This is a genomic window from Streptomyces sp. NPDC001970 (assembly GCF_053594115.1).
Genome location: NZ_JBSFDW010000046.1, coordinates 45,485 through 61,880, shown reverse-complemented (window position 1 = coordinate 61,880; position 16,396 = coordinate 45,485). Strand labels below are relative to the sequence as shown.

The 16,396-nt window shown below is 65.5% G+C and carries 11 protein-coding genes and 1 pseudogene; 3 read left to right on the top strand and 9 right to left on the bottom strand.

Annotation, left to right across the window (positions count from 1 at the left end):
- Window positions 1-289: 289 nt before the first annotated feature.
- From ACWCP0_RS36645 to ACWCP0_RS36635, 3 genes are all read right to left on the bottom strand, one after another.
- Window positions 290-2,587, bottom strand: coding sequence for an FdhF/YdeP family oxidoreductase (locus ACWCP0_RS36645; RefSeq protein WP_451083074.1), 2,298 nt, complete (start codon window positions 2,585-2,587; stop codon window positions 290-292).
- Window positions 2,588-2,971: 384 nt separating this feature from the next.
- Window positions 2,972-4,201, bottom strand: coding sequence for a formyl-CoA transferase (frc, locus tag ACWCP0_RS36640; protein WP_451083073.1), 1,230 nt, complete (start codon window positions 4,199-4,201; stop codon window positions 2,972-2,974).
- A 720-nt stretch (window positions 4,202-4,921) separates the two neighbouring features.
- On the bottom strand, window positions 4,922-5,212 hold the full coding sequence (locus ACWCP0_RS36635) for a zinc-ribbon domain-containing protein (RefSeq protein ID WP_451083072.1): 291 nt from the start codon (window positions 5,210-5,212) through the stop codon (window positions 4,922-4,924).
- 620 nt (window positions 5,213-5,832) lie between these two features.
- On the opposite strand from ACWCP0_RS36635, the gene ACWCP0_RS36630 reads away from it, so the two are divergent.
- Both ACWCP0_RS36630 and ACWCP0_RS36625 read left to right on the top strand, forming a co-directional pair.
- On the top strand, window positions 5,833-7,332 hold the full coding sequence (locus ACWCP0_RS36630) for an MFS transporter (protein ID WP_451083071.1): 1,500 nt from the start codon (window positions 5,833-5,835) through the stop codon (window positions 7,330-7,332).
- A gap of 68 nt (window positions 7,333-7,400) precedes the next feature.
- A pseudogene (locus ACWCP0_RS36625) lies at window positions 7,401-7,943 on the top strand (dioxygenase); the annotation flags it as partial.
- 334 nt (window positions 7,944-8,277) lie between these two features.
- Here the strand turns inward: ACWCP0_RS36625 and ACWCP0_RS36620 are convergent.
- The 6 genes from ACWCP0_RS36620 to ACWCP0_RS36595 all read right to left on the bottom strand — a co-directional run bounded on the left by ACWCP0_RS36620 (window position 8,278) and on the right by ACWCP0_RS36595 (window position 12,194).
- On the bottom strand, window positions 8,278-8,682 hold the full coding sequence (locus tag ACWCP0_RS36620; protein WP_451083076.1) for a type II toxin-antitoxin system VapC family toxin: 405 nt from the start codon (window positions 8,680-8,682) through the stop codon (window positions 8,278-8,280).
- Window positions 8,683-8,687: 5 nt separating this feature from the next.
- Entirely contained in the window at window positions 8,688-8,918 is a 231-nt protein-coding gene (locus tag ACWCP0_RS36615; RefSeq protein WP_451083070.1) for a FitA-like ribbon-helix-helix domain-containing protein, read from the bottom strand.
- Between the two features lie 450 nt (window positions 8,919-9,368).
- A complete protein-coding gene (locus tag ACWCP0_RS36610) occupies window positions 9,369-9,746 on the bottom strand; it encodes a hypothetical protein (RefSeq protein WP_451083069.1) in 378 nt (125 codons plus the stop codon).
- Window positions 9,747-10,149: 403 nt separating this feature from the next.
- Window positions 10,150-10,830, bottom strand: a complete 681-nt coding sequence (gene cas6 / locus ACWCP0_RS36605; RefSeq protein WP_451083068.1) for a CRISPR system precrRNA processing endoribonuclease RAMP protein Cas6 — start codon at window positions 10,828-10,830, stop codon at window positions 10,150-10,152.
- 133 nt (window positions 10,831-10,963) lie between these two features.
- A complete protein-coding gene (locus tag ACWCP0_RS36600; protein ID WP_451083067.1) occupies window positions 10,964-11,332 on the bottom strand; it encodes a mCpol domain-containing protein in 369 nt (122 codons plus the stop codon).
- Between the two features lie 22 nt (window positions 11,333-11,354).
- Entirely contained in the window at window positions 11,355-12,194 is an 840-nt protein-coding gene (locus ACWCP0_RS36595) for a hypothetical protein (protein WP_451083066.1), read from the bottom strand.
- 618 nt (window positions 12,195-12,812) lie between these two features.
- Between ACWCP0_RS36595 and ACWCP0_RS36590 the strand changes: the two genes are divergently transcribed.
- Window positions 12,813-15,911 carry an NACHT domain-containing protein gene (locus ACWCP0_RS36590; protein ID WP_451083065.1) on the top strand — a complete coding sequence of 1,033 codons (3,099 nt, stop codon included), beginning with the start codon at window positions 12,813-12,815 and terminating at the stop codon, window positions 15,909-15,911.
- Window positions 15,912-16,396: the final 485 nt, after the last annotated feature.

Below are 16,396 nucleotides of genomic sequence, written 5' to 3'. Positions count from 1 at the left end.
GCCGCGCTCGTACGCCAAAACCGATGCGGCGTCAGCCGCCCGGTTGCACGCGGACAGGGTCACAGCCAAAGCCGCCCCCACCTCAGGCGACGGCAACAGCTTCACCTGCACCACGACCTTCACCCCATCAACCTAATCGCCACCACTGACAACAGCCGAAAGCGCAGGTCACCACAGGCACGGAGGGAACTCCGCCGCTCCGCGGCTCCGCGCCAAGGACCCATTCCTCCCCGCCCTGAAGGACGGGGCGTCCTGGGAGAATTCAGGTGAACCGGAGGGGGTCCTGTGCTCAGATGCGGACGACGGCGGGCTCCAGGCGGATCACAATGCCTTTGGAGGTAGGCGTGTTGCTGAGGTCGGCCACGCTGTCCAGCGGCACCAGGACGTTGGTCTCCGGGTAGTACGCGGCAGCGGAGCCCGGTGCCGTCGGATAGGCGACCAGCCGGAAATCCCGTGCGCGGCGTTCCACCCCGTCCCGCCACACACTGACCAGATCGACGTGGTCACGGTCGGCGAGTCCGAGCGCATCGAGGTCGACCGGGTTCACGAGCACGACCCGGCGGGCGTTGTGGATGCCCCGGTACCGGTCGTTCATCGCGTAAGGGACGGTGTTCCACTGGTCGTGGGACCGCAGGCTCTGCAGCACGAGATGCCCCTCGGGCGGGCGCAGCATCTCGAAGGTGTTGCAGGTGAAGACCGCCTTGCCACTGCTGGTGGGGAACGTTCCGTGATTGACCGGGTTCGGCAGACGGAAGCCGCCCGGCTCGGCCACGCGCTCGTTGAAGTCCTCGAAACCCGGCACGACCCTGGAGATCCGGTCCCGGATCGTGCCGTAGTCCGCCTCGAACTCCTCCCAGGGAATGGGCGGTGCGGTGCTGCCGAGGGTCCGGCGGGCCAGTCGGCAGATGATCGCCACCTCGCTGAGCAGCGTGCCGGAGGCCGGCTCGAGACGGCCGCGGGACGCGTGAACTTCGCTCATCGAGTCCTCGACGGTGACGAACTGCTCGCCGCCGGCCTGGATGTCCTTGTCGCTTCGGCCCAATGTGGGCAGGATCAGCGCCGTCTCACCGCAGACCGTGTGGGAGCGGTTCAGCTTGGTCGAGATGTGAGCGGTCAGTCTGCACCGCCGCATCGCCTGCTCGGTGGCCTCGCTGTCGGGGGCGGCCCGCACGAAGTTGCCGGCGACGCCGAGGAAGAACGTCGCCCGCCCGTCGCGCATGGCCCTGATGGAGTCCACCGAGTCCCGGCCGTGCCGTGCCGGCGGGGTGAAGGCGAACTCGCGCCCCAGCGCGTCCAGGAAGTTCTGCGGCATCCGCTCCCAGATTCCCATGGTTCGGTCGCCCTGAACGTTGCTGTGGCCGCGCACGGGACAGACGCCCGCTCGTGGTCTCCCGATGTTGCCCCGCAGCAGGAGGAAGTTGACGACCTCACGGATGGTGGGGACGCCGTGTTTGTGCTGGGTCAGGCCCATCGCCCAGCAGACGATGACGCTCTTGCTCCGCACCACCCGCTCGTGGACCTCCTCGATCTCCTCGCGGGTCAGCCCGGTGGCGGTGAGGACGTCCTCCCAGACGACCTTTCTGGCGTGCTCGGCGAATTCGGCGAACCCCGTCGTGGACGTCTCGATGAAACCGTGGTCCAGCACGGTCCCGGGCGAGGCGTCCTCGGCCTCCAGCAGCAGCATGTTCAACGCCTGGAAGAGCGCGAGGTCGCCACCGGGGCGGATCTGGAGGAACTGATCGGCGATGGGGGTGCCACGGCCGACCAGGCCGCGCGGCTTCTGCGGATGCTTGAACCGGATCAGCCCGGCCTCGGGCAGCGGGTTCACGGCGACGACATGGCCGCCGTTGCGTTTGGTTTCCTCCAGGGCCGAGAGCATCCGCGGGTGGTTGGTGCCGGGGTTCTGACCCACGACGAAGACCAGGTCCGCGTGGTGGATGTCGTCCAGGCCGACGCTGCCCTTGCCGATGCCGAGTGTCTCCTGCAGGGCGACGCCGCTGGACTCGTGGCACATGTTGCTGCAGTCGGGCAGGTTGTTGGTGCCGTAGGCGCGGGCGAACAACTGGAGGAGGAACGCGGCTTCGTTGGCCAGCCGGCCCGAGGTGTAGAAGAGGGCTTCGTCCGGGGACTCCAGCCGGCGGAGCTCCTGGGCGAGCAGGTCGATCGCGTCGTCCCAGCCGATCGGTTCGTAGTGGTCCGAGCCGGGCCGCTTGACCATGGGTTCGGTGAGCCGACCCTGCTGATTGAGCCAGTAGTCGGACTTCTGGGCCAACTCCTGGATCGAGTGCTCACGGAAGAAGTCGGCGCTCACCCGGCGCGAGGTCGCCTCGTCGGCGATGTGCTTCGCGCCGTTCTCGCAGTACTCGTTCATGTGCCGCTGCCCCGGTGCGGGTTCCGGCCAGGCGCAGCCAGGGCAGTCGAAGCCCTTGGTCTGATTGATGTTCAGCAGGGTCAGTGCGGTCCGCCGGACCGAGGTCTGGCCCAGGGAGTACTGGATCGCGTGCGTCACCGCAGGCAGTCCGGTCGCCCAGGTCTTGGGCGGGGTGACCTCCAGACGATCGTCTGTCGGGTCGTCGATGGTGCTCATGGTCGTGCCTGTGCCTTTCTGCAGTTCTCTCGTGCACACGACGGCTTCGATGCCGTGGCGAGCGACGGAACTTCCGGCGCCTCGAGGACACTGCAGAGCGGGAACGCTCCCGCCCCGCAGCGTGAGAAGCGCTGTCGAATACCGGCTGTCCTTGGGGCAGGAGGAAGGCGAGGCCGGACGGTGCCAGGGGGCGCCTCGAATCACCGTCCGGCCACGCACCCGTGGCGTGCACGACGGAGCCGGTCCGTCGTCCACGCACACGATCTCGGGTGTGCGGGCGTGCGCCATGGGGCGCCGGAGCGGGGCGCGGACGTCAGAGTCGCGGCGCCGGCTCGGCGCGGGTCAGCGCATGGCCCGCTGCGGGGAAAGGACCACGGTCCGTGGTCAGATCACTCCCTGCGTCTTGAGGAGCGGCAGTTCCTCGTCGTTGAGCCCCAGTTCGCCCACGTAGACCTCTTCGTTGTGCTCGCCGAGGAGGGGTGAGGTGGTGATGTCGACAGGAGAGTCGGAGAGTTTCAGCGGCGAGCCGACAGTGGTGAAGCTGCCGCGTTCGGGGTGGTCGACCTGGACGACCATCTCGTTCGCCTTGAGGCTCTCGTCCTCGATGATCTCCTTGGTGGACAGGATCGGGCCGCAGGGGATGTTGTGGGCGTTGAGTCTCTCCAGCACCTGCCACTTGGGCAGGGTGCTGGTCCACTCCTCGATCAGCTGGAACATCTTGCCCAGCTTCGGCAGCCGCGCCTCGGGGGTGGCCCACTCCGGATCGCTCGCCAGCTCGGGCCGGCCGATCAGCTTCGCGACCGGCTCCCAGCCCACCGGCTGCACGATCACGTACACGTAGTCGTTCGCCCCGCCCGGCGCGCACTTGACCGCCCAGCCCGGCTGACCGCCGCCCGAAGCGTTGCCCGAACGCGGCACCTCGTCGCCGAAGTCCTCGTTCGGGTACTCGGCCAGCGTGCCGTGCGCGAGCCGCTGCTGATCGCGCAGCTTCACCCGGCACAGATTGAGCACCGCGTGCTGCATGGCCACGTTGACCCGCTGCCCGCGCCCGGTGTTCACCCGCTGGTACAGCGCGGCGAGGATGCCCGCCACCGCGTGCACACCGGTGCCCGAGTCACCGATCTGCGCCCCTGTCGCCATCGGCGGACCGTCCTCGAATCCGGTCGTGGACATGGACCCGCCCATCGCCTGGGCCACCACCTCGTACGCCTTGAAGTTGGTGTACGGGCCCTCGCCGAACCCCTTGATCGAGGCGTAGACGATCCGCGGATTGATCTCCTGGATGCGCTCCCAGGTGAACCCCATCCGGTCCACCGCACCCGGCCCGAAGTTCTCCACCAGCACATCCGAGCGCCGGATCAACTCGGTCAGCAGTTCCTTGCCGCGCTCGGTCTTGGTGTTCAAAGTGATGCTCCGCTTGTTGCAGTTGAGCATCGTGAAGTAGAGCGAGTCGACGTCCGGCACATCCCGCAACTGCTTGCGCGTGATGTCACCGCCCGGCGCCTCCAGCTTCACCACGTCCGCGCCCAGCCACGCCAGCAGCTGCGTCGCGGAGGGGCCCGACTGGACATGCGTCATGTCGAGGACACGGATGCCCTCAAGAGCCTTGCTCATGGCCGGCGCTCCTCACGTCTGCACGATCAGGTTCTGGAACCCGGGGGCCCACCCGTCCGGGTCGACCGAGACGTTGATCAGCTCCGCACGTGGTGCACAGTGGCAGCCGTCAAGCCCGGTCAGACTCCATACTGCAGATTGCATACCGTATGGAGTTCGCCTTTATGGTTGCGGCAGACGCCATGGATGTCCAGGGGACGGGGGGACTTTTTCTCTTCACGGAGCACGCCCCGGGGGTGGGGCGCATGCGAAAGCGGGCTGTGACGTTGAGTCACAGCCCGCTGGAACATTCCCTATGGCGCGTGCCGAGGGGCGATTCGACCACTGACGACACGGTCGTGATCGCGGCAAGGGCGGCTCCGGCTGCACGATCTGCCGGAAGGCCCCACTCGCACGTCGCGAGACCTGGGCCTCAAGACCGTAGCCGTCAGCGCCACGGTGGCGAACGGCAGAGCAGGGCCAACGCGGAGAGGATCATGCACAGGCAGACGGTCCTCAGCACATCCTTGAACTCCCGGTCCGTCAGCCGACAGCCCGATCGACCTCAATGCCGGCCATGCTCTCGCCCTCTCGCCCTCACCGCCCTCACCGCCCTCACCACCTCCGGCGGACGGGCACTCTCGACGTCGAACTGCTGCAGCACGGGGGCGGTCCGCTCATTGCGGACCTGTACGAGCCGTGCCGCCGCCGGTGGATCGCGGGGCGGCTCCCCGTCCCTGCTCAGGACTGGTACGGCTGCTGCTGCGACTGCCCGTGTACGTGACCGCCGTGCCCGCTCACGCTCTGCGCCTGCAGCTGCTCCGCCTGCTCCGTGGTCACGTTCTGCTCCGCGCCGCAAAAGGTGCACTGCGTGGCGTACTTCGTCGAGAACGCGAACAGCGGCACGAAGAACAAGGTGAACTTCGTGACGCGCTTCCTGAGCGTGTGGGCGGAGGGATTGCCGCAGTGACCGCAGACCAGCGTCAGTATCGCGAGCTGGTACAGGTATCCCTTGGTACCGAAGATGATCATGCTGTACATCCTTCCCGGGTCAGTGCCTGCCGACACAGAGCGGTCAGCGGCGGGGGCGGTGACGGAGCACAGTCTCGTGCATGCCGTTGCGCTCGGCGGAGGCGCGGCGCGGTGTCGCCTTCCTCGCGAACCCAGGGGCGGCGCGAAGGCGGACTTCCTGTCGGCTCTGCGTCGGCAGCCGCCGTGCCCGCTTGGATCACAGCAGCCTCTTGATTCACGAACGCACGGCCGCGAGCGGGCCGGTGAGCCTGCCTCGCCGCGGAAGCCGGATGGATGGTGCGGCTGATGCTCGGAGATGTCCAGCTTGGGTGCTTGCGTCTGCGGTACTCCAGCAGGTCGGTCGGCCGTGGCCATGCCCGCGGACCAACTCGAAGCCACGGGCGCTGCGACCATCCGCAGGAACGTCCGAAGCGCCCCCTGGATGACCGGTGGTCCCACGTCGAGGCCAGCGGTACGACGTTGGAGGGCCTGGCTCTGCCCCGACAGCTGCACTTATGTCACATAAAATGACAACTCGAAGCAATGTGACGCACCCCGGAGCTACGAAGTACTTGTTCACGCGGTGTCGGGCCATCCGTGTGCACGGACACTGGGCCGTGACTCCGTCCAAAGGAGCCCCCGTGGAACGGAGCAGGCGACAACAAGGCACGGTGACGTCAGCAGGCCGGCCAGATCCGAGCCGGTGGCATGCCTTGTGGGTCACCCTGGTGGCGGGCTTCATGATCCTGCTCGACGTGACGATTGTCGCGGTCGCGCTGCCCTCGATGCAGAGGGAACTGGGCGCCTCCCCGGCCTCCGTGCAATGGGTGGTGTCCGGTTATGCGCTGACGTTCGCACTTGCGCTCGTGCTGGCCGGACGTCTTGGCGACGCTGTCGGCCGACGCCGGATCTTCCTCGGAGCGCTCGCGGCCTTCGTCTTGTGCAGCGTCGCCGCGGGGGCGGCCCCGACGATCACCCTGCTCGTCATCGCCCGCATGGCGCAAGGAATCACTGCCGGCTGCCTTGCTCCTCAGAATTCCGCGCTGATCCAGCAGATGTTCTCCGGAGCCGAGCGTGCTCGTGCCTTCGGCTTGTTCGGCGCCGTCGTCGGTATCTCCAGTGCGGTCGGTCCGATCACCGGAGGCCTCATCCTCGCCTTGGCCACCGGACCCCAGGGCTGGCGCTGGATCTTCTTCGTCAATGTTCCCATCGGTGCCGTCGCACTCGTGCTCGGCCGGCGGCTGCTGCCCCGCGTCGCCCCGGGCAAGAAGGGACACCTGGATCTGGCGGGCGTTGCCCTGCTCGGCTGCGGTGTCCTGGCGGTCATGCTGCCGTTGGTCCTGGCCGACTCCGGCGGCGTGCGCCGTCTGTGGTGGCTCTTCCCCGTAGGGGCGCTGCTGCTGGTCGGCTTCGGGTGGTGGGAGCGCCGGGTCGCAGCCCACGGTGGCGAACCGCTGCTGCATCCAAGGTTGATTTCCGAAACCCGCGGCTACGCCACCGGTGCCGGCCTGGCGACGCTCTACTTCATGGGCTTCAGCGGTGTGTGGATCGTGTTCGCACTGTTCTTCCAAAACGGCCTGGGCTATTCGCCGCTGCAGTCCGGACTGGCCGTGACGCCGTTCGCGGTGGGCTCCGCGGGGGCCGCCGTCGTAGCCGGACGGCTTGTGGAGCGGATGGGCAGGCTGCTGACCGTGCTCGGCCTGGTCGGCGTCGTTGTCGGGCTCGCCGCAGCGGCCCTGCTGCTTGGGTTCGCCCCGTCATCAGTCGCCGTCTGGGCAGCTGCCCCCGCCCTCCTCGTGGGCGGTATCGGCAGTGGATTCGTCATCTCCCCGAATGTGACGATGACGCTGCGGAACGTTCCTGTGCGGATGGCGGGCGCCGCAGGCGGCGCGCTGCAGACCGGACAGCGGCTGGGCGGGGCAGTGGGGACGGCCGCACTGCCCGGCACGTACTACCTGGTACTGACCTCCAGCGGGGATGACTACCGGCGGGCCGTGGCAGCGTCCGTCGGCGTCGGCATCGCCGCCGTTGTCGCGGCGTTGGGCATCGCACTGATCGAGTGGCGTACCGACGCCCACGCAACAGCGGCCCCGTGCCCGCCCGAGGTCGCCCACAGTCACTGCCATGCCACCCACAGCTGACAGCAGGGCCGTGCCCGCGACCGGTGTCCCGGTTGTGATCGCAAACAGGGCACCCCAGCCTCGCCGTTCCCACCGGAACCCCTCCCACCGGCACCCCCACCGGCGCGCCCCCGTCCGGCGGCCCGGGCGGAGGAGGTGGCGGCGTGCACGAGGAGCCGACCGACGACACGCGCTATCTGCGCGGCACCCAGCTCACCGACCGCAACGGTTTCGTCGAGTTCCGTACGATCTTCCCGGGCTGGTACCGGGGCCGCGCCGTCCACATCCACACCAAGATGCACGTCGGCAGCAAGCTCACCGACTCCGGCTACGAGAGCGGGCACACCTGCCACACCGGCCAGTTCTTCTTCGACGAGAAGTCCGTCCTGGCCTCCGCCGAGGTCGCCCCGTACAGCACCAGCACCACCGAGCGCACAACGCTCGATCAGGACACCATCTACGACCAGGGCGCGGTCACGGGCGGTCTGCTCAAGTTGAAGTACGGCAAGGGGCACATCGAACGGGGTGTCATCGGCACGATCACCATGGGCGTCGACCCGGAGGCCACGAACGACGGCACGGGCGCCGGCGTCCAGCCCGGCGCCTCGGCGTCCCCGTCCCCGTCTGCCTGACGCAGAGCGGAAGCTGAGGGCCCGGGAGTCACACCGGCGTGGTTGTCGAGCCTCTCGGCCTGCATCTCCTGGTAGTCGCCGCCCGGGGAGCCGATGCAGATGTCGCCAGGGGTCATCACCTTGCCGCCGCACGTTGGTGCCGCATCCGGATCGAATCCCTGGCCGCGGAAGTACAGGAACAGCGCGAAGGCCAGAATCCCGGCCCCCCACAAGAAGACGCCACAGCCCGCCCCTACGCCGGTCTTCGGGACGTCCGAGTCCGGAGGAACTGTGGATGGGTCCTGCGGTGTGTTCCGTGCACCCCGGGCCCGCTCTCCGGGCTCGGGCGCTTGACTCAGACGGTTTTCTCGTTGAAGACCTCGACCACGCACTTCGCCCGCGCGGCCCGGACTCCGTCCTTGATCCGTCCGTCGCTGGTCACGAGTGGGACTCCGAAGCCTTCCGCCAGAGCAACGTATGTGGCGTCGTAGGCGGTCAGATTAGTGCGGAGTTCACGTACTCGTGGCAGAAAGGGCAGGTGCTCCTGCCGTCGGATCGGCAGTCCCGCGAACGCGGACAACGCTTCGTCCAGTTCCGTATCGGTAAGCTTGCCGCCGCGATGCCGGCCGAGCAGCGCGGTGGCCACCTCGACATCGACGAGGTACGGGGCGAGCAACCGCTCGCCCACCACTCGGTCGCGTACCGTCTCCCCCACGGGCCCGGCGTCTGCGAGCAGCATCACCAGCGCGCCCGCGTCCATGACGATCACTCGTGGCGCCTTCCCTCGTCGATGTCCCGCAGCACGTCCTCGGTGGAGAGACGAGCGGTCACCCGGGCGCGGATGCGTGCGATCACGTCCTCAAGCGCCGGGGTGGCCGCTTCCTGCTCCAGCAGGGTCCGTGCGTACGCCTGCAGGGACTGCCGGTTACGAGCGGCCCTTATCTTCAGCTCGGTGAGCGCTTGCTCGGACAAGTCCCGTACATAGAGAGTGGCCATGCAACAAGACTAGTCGCATTGCCAGCATTTTGCTAGCTCGAGTCCGCCTCGAGCTCGAGCTCACAGCAACTCACAGCTCACGCCCCCGTCAGCTCCGTTGCCTAGCCTCGCTGTTTCGCTTCGGGTGGTTGAGCTGGTCTGATCGCGGTCACTAGCAGGGGTGAGCAGTGAGCTGCCTTCTGGGAACTACGCACCACAAGCGCACCTGTTAGGGCGGGGAATCACGGTGAGAGCGGCCGAGCCGCCGAGGCCCTACCCCGGCTGCTCGCGCAGATCAGCGCGCGAACTGACCCGGAAGGGACAGGTCTCACGCCGTCCGGAGGTCCGGTGAGCCGGGTCTCAGTTGTGATCTCGGACGGTGTTCGTTCCAGAGCCGTTACATGGCGTTTGACGTCGTCCGATACTCGCGATGATCGGCGGTGTAAGCCGTTTTGCGTACCTCGAGGCTCGTTACCAGACGAGGACGCCGCCGCCCATTGCCTGCGCACGCCTGGCGGCATCCTCGATGTTTGCCAACCGCGCAGAGATTGTGTGTCTGTGTTCCTCGACCGTCCGTACGGGCTTCGTACAGCCGACGATCCTCTCGACGTTTTCGCGGAGCAGGACGCACTCGCGCAGGAATGCCGGCACCTGGCCGGCCTCGACCTGCAGGTCGGCGTCGGCCAGGACTGGAAGGAACCGGGCTCCGAGCGAACGGACTACCTCCGAGCCCCACACAGCGGTACGCCAACTCTCGAACCCAGCCAGGTCGGAGCATCCCGCTGGAACGTCCAACACCTGCCTCTTACCGTCCGCACCAATGACGAAGACATCCACCGACAAGCTCATGAGCGGAGTGGATCACAGCCGCCATGCGACGGTCCACGGGATTCAGTGCCCTAGGTTTCTGGACGCGGACGACACCACACCCGGTCGGTTGCCCAAACGCGTGGGGCCGACGTGGGACGGCGCGGCGGCGTCAGGCGAAATTTCCAGCTCAGGCGCTATGGGCCGCGCAGTCTGTGAAGCTGTCCGTCAAGCGGAATCGGGTATTCACCTCTAGGGGTATACTCCCCCCGCTGTTTTGCTGGTGAGATCGAATTGGAGAGGCTCCAGGGATTACGCTTCCGGCCTGTTCCTTTAGGTATGGGGGTTCTGTCCAGTCACGAGTGTCGGGCCGAAGAGGTGCTCCCCTCCGGGAGGGTACAGGTCGAGAACCATGGGATGAGCGTGCGCAAAAGCGGGGAGGGTGTCATTTCTCAGTATCGTTGATTGTGACCTTCACCGTGCCTAAGCCGTGCGTGGTCTGTGCGCCAACACCCGCCATGTGGGCAAACAGCGACAAGGCGACGAACGCCTTGGCGGCTTCATCAAGGTGAGGTCTTGCGAGCGTGAAAATGGCGCGACCAGTGAATCCGATGCGGGTGGCCGTGCCGATCTGAGTGACGGTTGTGGCGATGTCGTGGTGGGAAAGGCTCACTGAATCGAGAAGGCATTCTCCTACTTCAGGGTCGAAGCCGGCGAACACTGGTGCGAAGTGGTTCCAGCGGCGTAGAAGACCGCCGTAGAGGAGGACGGGATCTGGGAGGGGATACCAGCGACTGCGCCGGGAAAAGTACGTCGCGGACAGGAAGTCGATGACGACACGGTGTGCCTGAGTAACGTCGCGGAGCAGTTCGTAGGGTATGAATTGTTCCGTCGCTTGCGTGATGGTGGAGAATCGCGGGCCCAGGCGGATACGGCTACCGGTGAGCAAAGTGAGGTCCGGGCGGGGAGTGTCCTGGAGCCAGCCCAGGCGGAGGGTAGCCGTGGCTGGGTGGTTGGTGGTCAGTAGCGGTGCAATGCTGTATGGCTTATTTTTGGCCCAATGGTCCGTATCGGCGCTTTCCAGAAGGGTTGCGGCGAGGCCGTGGAGTTGGACGGGGGTAGCCAATTTTTGGGCAGTGGGATGTCGGGTTTCGAGGGTTAGGGTCCACCGGGTAGGCATCAGGGCTCTTCTCTCGGCACGCATAGGTCGTGTAGGCGACGAGGAGCAGGACCAAGTCGCCAATTATTGGGTGCCATGGCTAACCCAGCTCATCGGGGAAAATTGCGATTTTGCATTTTCCCGACGACTTGGCCATTCTTAGCGCCACGAAACTTTCCCGCAGCGTCGCGCCAAGCCCAGCCGAAAACGTGAGACGGTTCGGCCTCTGGAGGCTAGTCAATGTGTCGATCAGTTGACCCGCGGCATCACTTTGAAGCTCGGTCAAGATGCTGTCACCCCCTACGGTGATTACCTTGACTCCATCTATTTTTGTTAGTTCTTCGGCCAGTTCCTTGATCGTGTCTGCGACCATTTTGGAAGCTTCGGCGAACGCGGAGACGTCATTGGATAGCAAGTGTCTCTCTACTTTACTCCCAACATCGTCGCCATCGATGATTGCGAACGGCAAAGAGTCCTCCCTCGGCGGTGGGTCAGATGTATTCGATTACTGACGTAGATGTGGGCAAGAGGGCTCCCAGAGAGAAGGCCAATGAACTTGGTGCAGAGATGAAGAGGCGCCCCTCGGAGATTGACCCGTAGGTGCTCGCCTGTGTGGACAGGTAGAGATCCCAATCCTGCACAATTACTTTGAGTAATTCATTGTAGGCGGATCTATCGTCTGGGAATCTTGGGGTCGAGCACTGGTAGACCAACGCCGTACGGCACACGTCGTTGGCGCCGACCACGTACCTGCCCTGACTTCCCTGTGTTCCTTGAGCCGCTTCTGTGGCCTCGCGCACCATGTTTGGCTGATTTGCGATGTTGAGAATTAGCGCGTGTCTGTTCGCCAGTTGATTGCTGGTCGGTGAGAGGTGAATCGGGGGGTCGCGACGGATTATTGAGGCTAGTTGGTAGCTTCCTTGGGTCGTTTGCGGGCCGCCGGGAGTCCCTTCAAGCACGAGCGGGGGGAGCGGTGTATTGTGCCCTGAGCTGGACACTTGATGCACCGAAATCTCCTTGAACTCAAAGATCCGGAGCTGTGCCCCCTGTGTGCTATTGAAGACCTGCTGACCTAGTCTGAATGCGTTGGCGAGGCTGCAGGCCAAGTAGAATGCGATGTGACTTGAGTTCTTTGCTTCCTCTTCTTTCAGTCTCGCTTCGATGACACGCTGAGTAAGACTAGCTCTGGCGTCAGCGGTCAGGCCGGGCTGCAGTTCATCAACGTTCACGTAGAAGTAGTTGATATGGCGGCTTCTTGCTGCCGATGAGTGTTCGAGCAGTCGCGCGTCGGACCATCCTGATGTAGGTGTGGGTTGGAGGAAGACTGCCACTCCCACTCCCATGCGGCCATTGAGACTGATCCAACTGACCGTCAAGATGACGAATCCAATAACCATTAATGCGGCAAGTGTCTTGCTTCCACCGGGGACCAGCTTGAGTAGTTCGGGGAGTGAGCCGGCTACTAAGGTGGAACCGAGGGCCGCGATTAGAGCGGACAGAATCGCTCGATCTTCATTTATCCGCCGGTAACTTCTCCGGATCCGACCTGCCACCAGTCACGCCTCCGAGGTGCCGCCCTGCTCAGGTAGAGGGCCAACGTACCGGTTCGGTACGAGGTATGTGGCAGTGGTGGGGCGCGACTTGGTGCAGAGGCCGCGTCTTGAGGCTCACCCAGACGGTCCGGCGTACGGGCTTCTCCTCGGCGGTCGGCGTCGCCTGCACAGCCACTCACCAAATGTCTCTGTGGGCAGACGTGGGGCGCAGGGCGCTCGCGCGGTGATGAGCGCCGGTCAGGGCCAACCGGCCGCGCGGTCTGTAAAGCCGAGCGTCAACATCCACGGTCGTCCCATCCGGTCGCGTGAGCTGGCCAGCTGGCATTCGGTCGGAGGGGACCCCTTTTGTCGTTGTCTGCTGCCACAATGCCTGAGTTCGCGCGAGGGAGGGGCTCAATGATTGCGGAGACGGCGGCGTTACGGCTGGGCACGACCGTGGCGAGCGCGGCGGGACGGTTGTGGCTGGGAGGCAAGCAGCGGGAGCAGGGGCGTTTGCTGCCGATGGAGGAACTAGTCCGGGTACGGGTGCCTGGCATGCGGCTGCAGCGCGAGGTCAGGCAGCAGTTCGAGCAGATCACCAACGCGGTGTTCGACCGGCTGGAGCCGTTCTTGAAGCACGCGTTCCAGCGCTTGGAGGAGGGCGGTCGCCAGGCCGTTATCGACGCCGTGTCCGACACGTTCACACGGGCGGACCTCTCAGACGAGGCCCTCCTCGCCGCGAATGCTAAACCAGCCGAGCTCATCCGCCACATGACCAGTTCCGTGAGCGCGCCTGTCGGTCTGAACGAGGCGGAGAGCCGCCTGTACGAGGTGCTCTTCGCCGAGTGTGTCGAGTACTACGTCCGAATCGTGCGCAGCCTGCCCGTCTTCGAGGAGCGGGCAGCGGGGGAGTTGCTGACACGGACGGCCACGTTGGGCACCGAGGTGACGCGAATCCTGGAACGCCTGCCGGACCGTTCACTGTTTGCGCCAGACGGCACGGACCACGACACTGCCTTCCGCCGTACGTACCTGGAGCTGGTCAGCAAGGACCTCGACGAAGTCGAGCTATTCCGCAGCACGTCCGACCAGGCGACCGCACCCCGCGTACGGCTGTCGGTCGCGTACGTCAGCTTGCGGGCCACCGGGGACGACGGGAAGAGCCAACGCACTACCCCCTCTCTGCCACGTATCAGGCCCGACATGAGCAACTGGGAGGAAGCGGGAGTCGAGAGCTCCGGCATGCGGGTCGAGGCCGCGTTGAGCGATGCGTCCCGGGTACTGCTGCGGGGCGAAGCCGGTTCAGGGAAAACGACTTTGCTGCGATGGCTGGCCATCATGGCAGCGCGCGGAGCTTTCAAGGGTGAACTGGCCGACTGGAACGGACTCACCCCCATCTTGATCAAGCTGCGTGACTACAGCGGTCGCACGCTGCCCAACCCGGAGGCAATGCTCGACGGAATCGCCGGACCAATTACCGGGATCATGCCTAGAGGGTGGGTGGAGCGGCAGCTCAACAGCGGTGAGGCACTGCTCCTTATCGATGGCGTGGACGAGCTGCTCGACCACGAACGCCGAGCGGTACGGGACTGGCTGCGCAAGCTGCTCGGGCAGTACGACGATGTACGGGCGGTCGTCACCTCGCGCCCCGCGGCGGCCAGCGCGGACTGGCTGCGCCGTGAGGACTTCACAGCCTTCCACCTGGACCGGATGACGCCACCGGACATGGCGGCATTCGTACGGCAGTGGCACCAGGCTGTACGGCAACTGGACAGCGAACTGCCCTGCGCTGTAGGTGAACTTCCGCACTACGAGCAGTCCCTGCTCACCAGTCTAAAGGACCGCGCGCACCTCCAATCGCTGGCGGGCACACCGTTGCTGGCGGCCATGCTGTGCGCGATGCACCTGAACAGGGGCCGTCAACTGCCCCGAGATCGAATGGAGCTGTATCGCAACGCACTACACACGCTGGTCCACGATCGGGACGCGGACCGGAATGTGCCGAGTGCGGCGGACAGCAAGCTCAACTTTGGCGACAAACTCGTCATACTGAGAGACCTTGCGTGGCGCTTGTCCGACAACAATCGCAGCGAGGTCGACCTGGAGAGGGCGGCCGAGTACGTCGCAGCAAGGCTGAAGGCGATGCGCCACCTGGACGTTCTGGACGGCGACGAAGTCCTGGAGCAGCTACGACACCGCTCCGGGATCCTCCGGTCCCCCGCCGAGGGGCGCATGGACTTCGTACACCGAACCTTCCAGGAGTACCTCGCAGCCAAAGAGGCCGCGGAGGAGGACCGCATCGGCAACCTGGTCGGCCGAGCGCATCTGGATCTGTGGCGAGAGACGATCATCATGGCGGCGGGTCATGCCAACACCCGCCAACGGGAAGAACTGCTCGGTGGCATCCTCGATCGCGCCCAGGAGGAACCCCGGCACGCCCGCACACTGCGACTGCTGGCGGCAGCCTGCCAGGAGACGCTGCCATCCATGTCGGACAGCCTCGCGGACCGCCTGGACGAGGCCGTGACCAAGCTGCTTCCGGCCAGCCGGAAAACAGATCCGCCCGCGCTGGCGGCGGTGGGGCCCAGTCTTCTGCGTTGGTTGCCGCGGTCATTGGGACAGCTCACCGAGAAAGCCGCGGCACAGACAGTACGCACGGTAGCGCTGATCGGGGGTGAGGAGTCTCTGGAACTGCTGGTCGGATACGTGTCGGACAAGCGTGAGGACGTCGTCAGAGAACTTATCGGAGCATGGAACTACTTCGACGCAGACGTCTACGCCGACGATGTTCTGTCACGACTGCGGCTGGCGGGACGCGAGGTGCTGCTCACTCACTCCGGCCAGTTGCACGCGGCGAGCCGGTTGCGTTCGCTAGAACGCGTACGCATAAGCCATCCCATGCGGGGACTCGGGTTTCTTGCCGAGCTCCCACCCCTGCAACACCTATGGGTGAACAGGCTGGTGGAAGGAGCTGACCTGTCTGCCCTCCGGAACCATCTCGGTTTGGAACGACTCTCGATGTTTGGCAACGGACCGCTGAGAAGAGCATCGGTTCTCGCAGAGCTCCGGGAATTGAGCTGGCTGGCACTTCCCTCCTCGGCGGACCTGGACCTGGACATCCTGAGCCTGCTTCCCAAGCTGCAGTTCCTCAACCTAAGCGGGGTCATGGCGAGGTCCGACCTGAGCCCGCTGACCACCCTCGCTGGCCTGCGGAACTTGCACCTGATCGGGACTGACATGCGCGCGGCGCTAGGTTTCGAGGAGCTCGCGGGGATGACCAGCTTCGACACACTGTATCTCTACAACTACGACGTGAACGCTTGGCTTACGGCACTGAAGAGCGCCCCGCCGTCGTTGACCCACCTGCATCTGTACAACTGCATCGTGTCCCCCGACCATCACGCCTTCACGCAGTTCGACACCCTCAAAGTGGTGACCCTCTCCGATTGCTGCGCCCCTGACGGTACGAGCATCACCGCCCTGGACATCCCAGGGGTGCACACCGAGGTCGGATGACAGCGCAGCGGTCCCGGCCTCCCGAAAACGACGGGCCGGGGACGCGGCAGGCCCGCTCTGCGGGTACTCGCTATGGGGCAGGCGTGGGGTAGCCATGCCCACAGACACCGTATTGGCAGGTGAGTCCGCTAAAGACCCACGGTCTGTCAATACGCACCGGTTCCATCGCCCTGCTGGCCGCATCCCGGACCGGCGACGAGTCGTTCCTGAGCAGCACCGGAATACCTACCTACGAGGTTCAGCCCCTGGACGACGAATCGGCGCACGCGTTGGTGACCGAGCGGTTCCCTGCCATGGCGGCCAGGGTCCGCCGGCGCGTTGTCACGGAGGCCTCGGGAAACCCCCTGGCGCTGCTTGAGCTGCCCGTCCCGCTCGATGACGCACAGCACAGGGAGCGAGGAACGCTCCCGGCCGTGCTGCCGTTGACCGAGCGGCTCAAGAGGATCTTTTCCGCCCGGGTCGGCGCGCTCCCGGACGCCACGCGG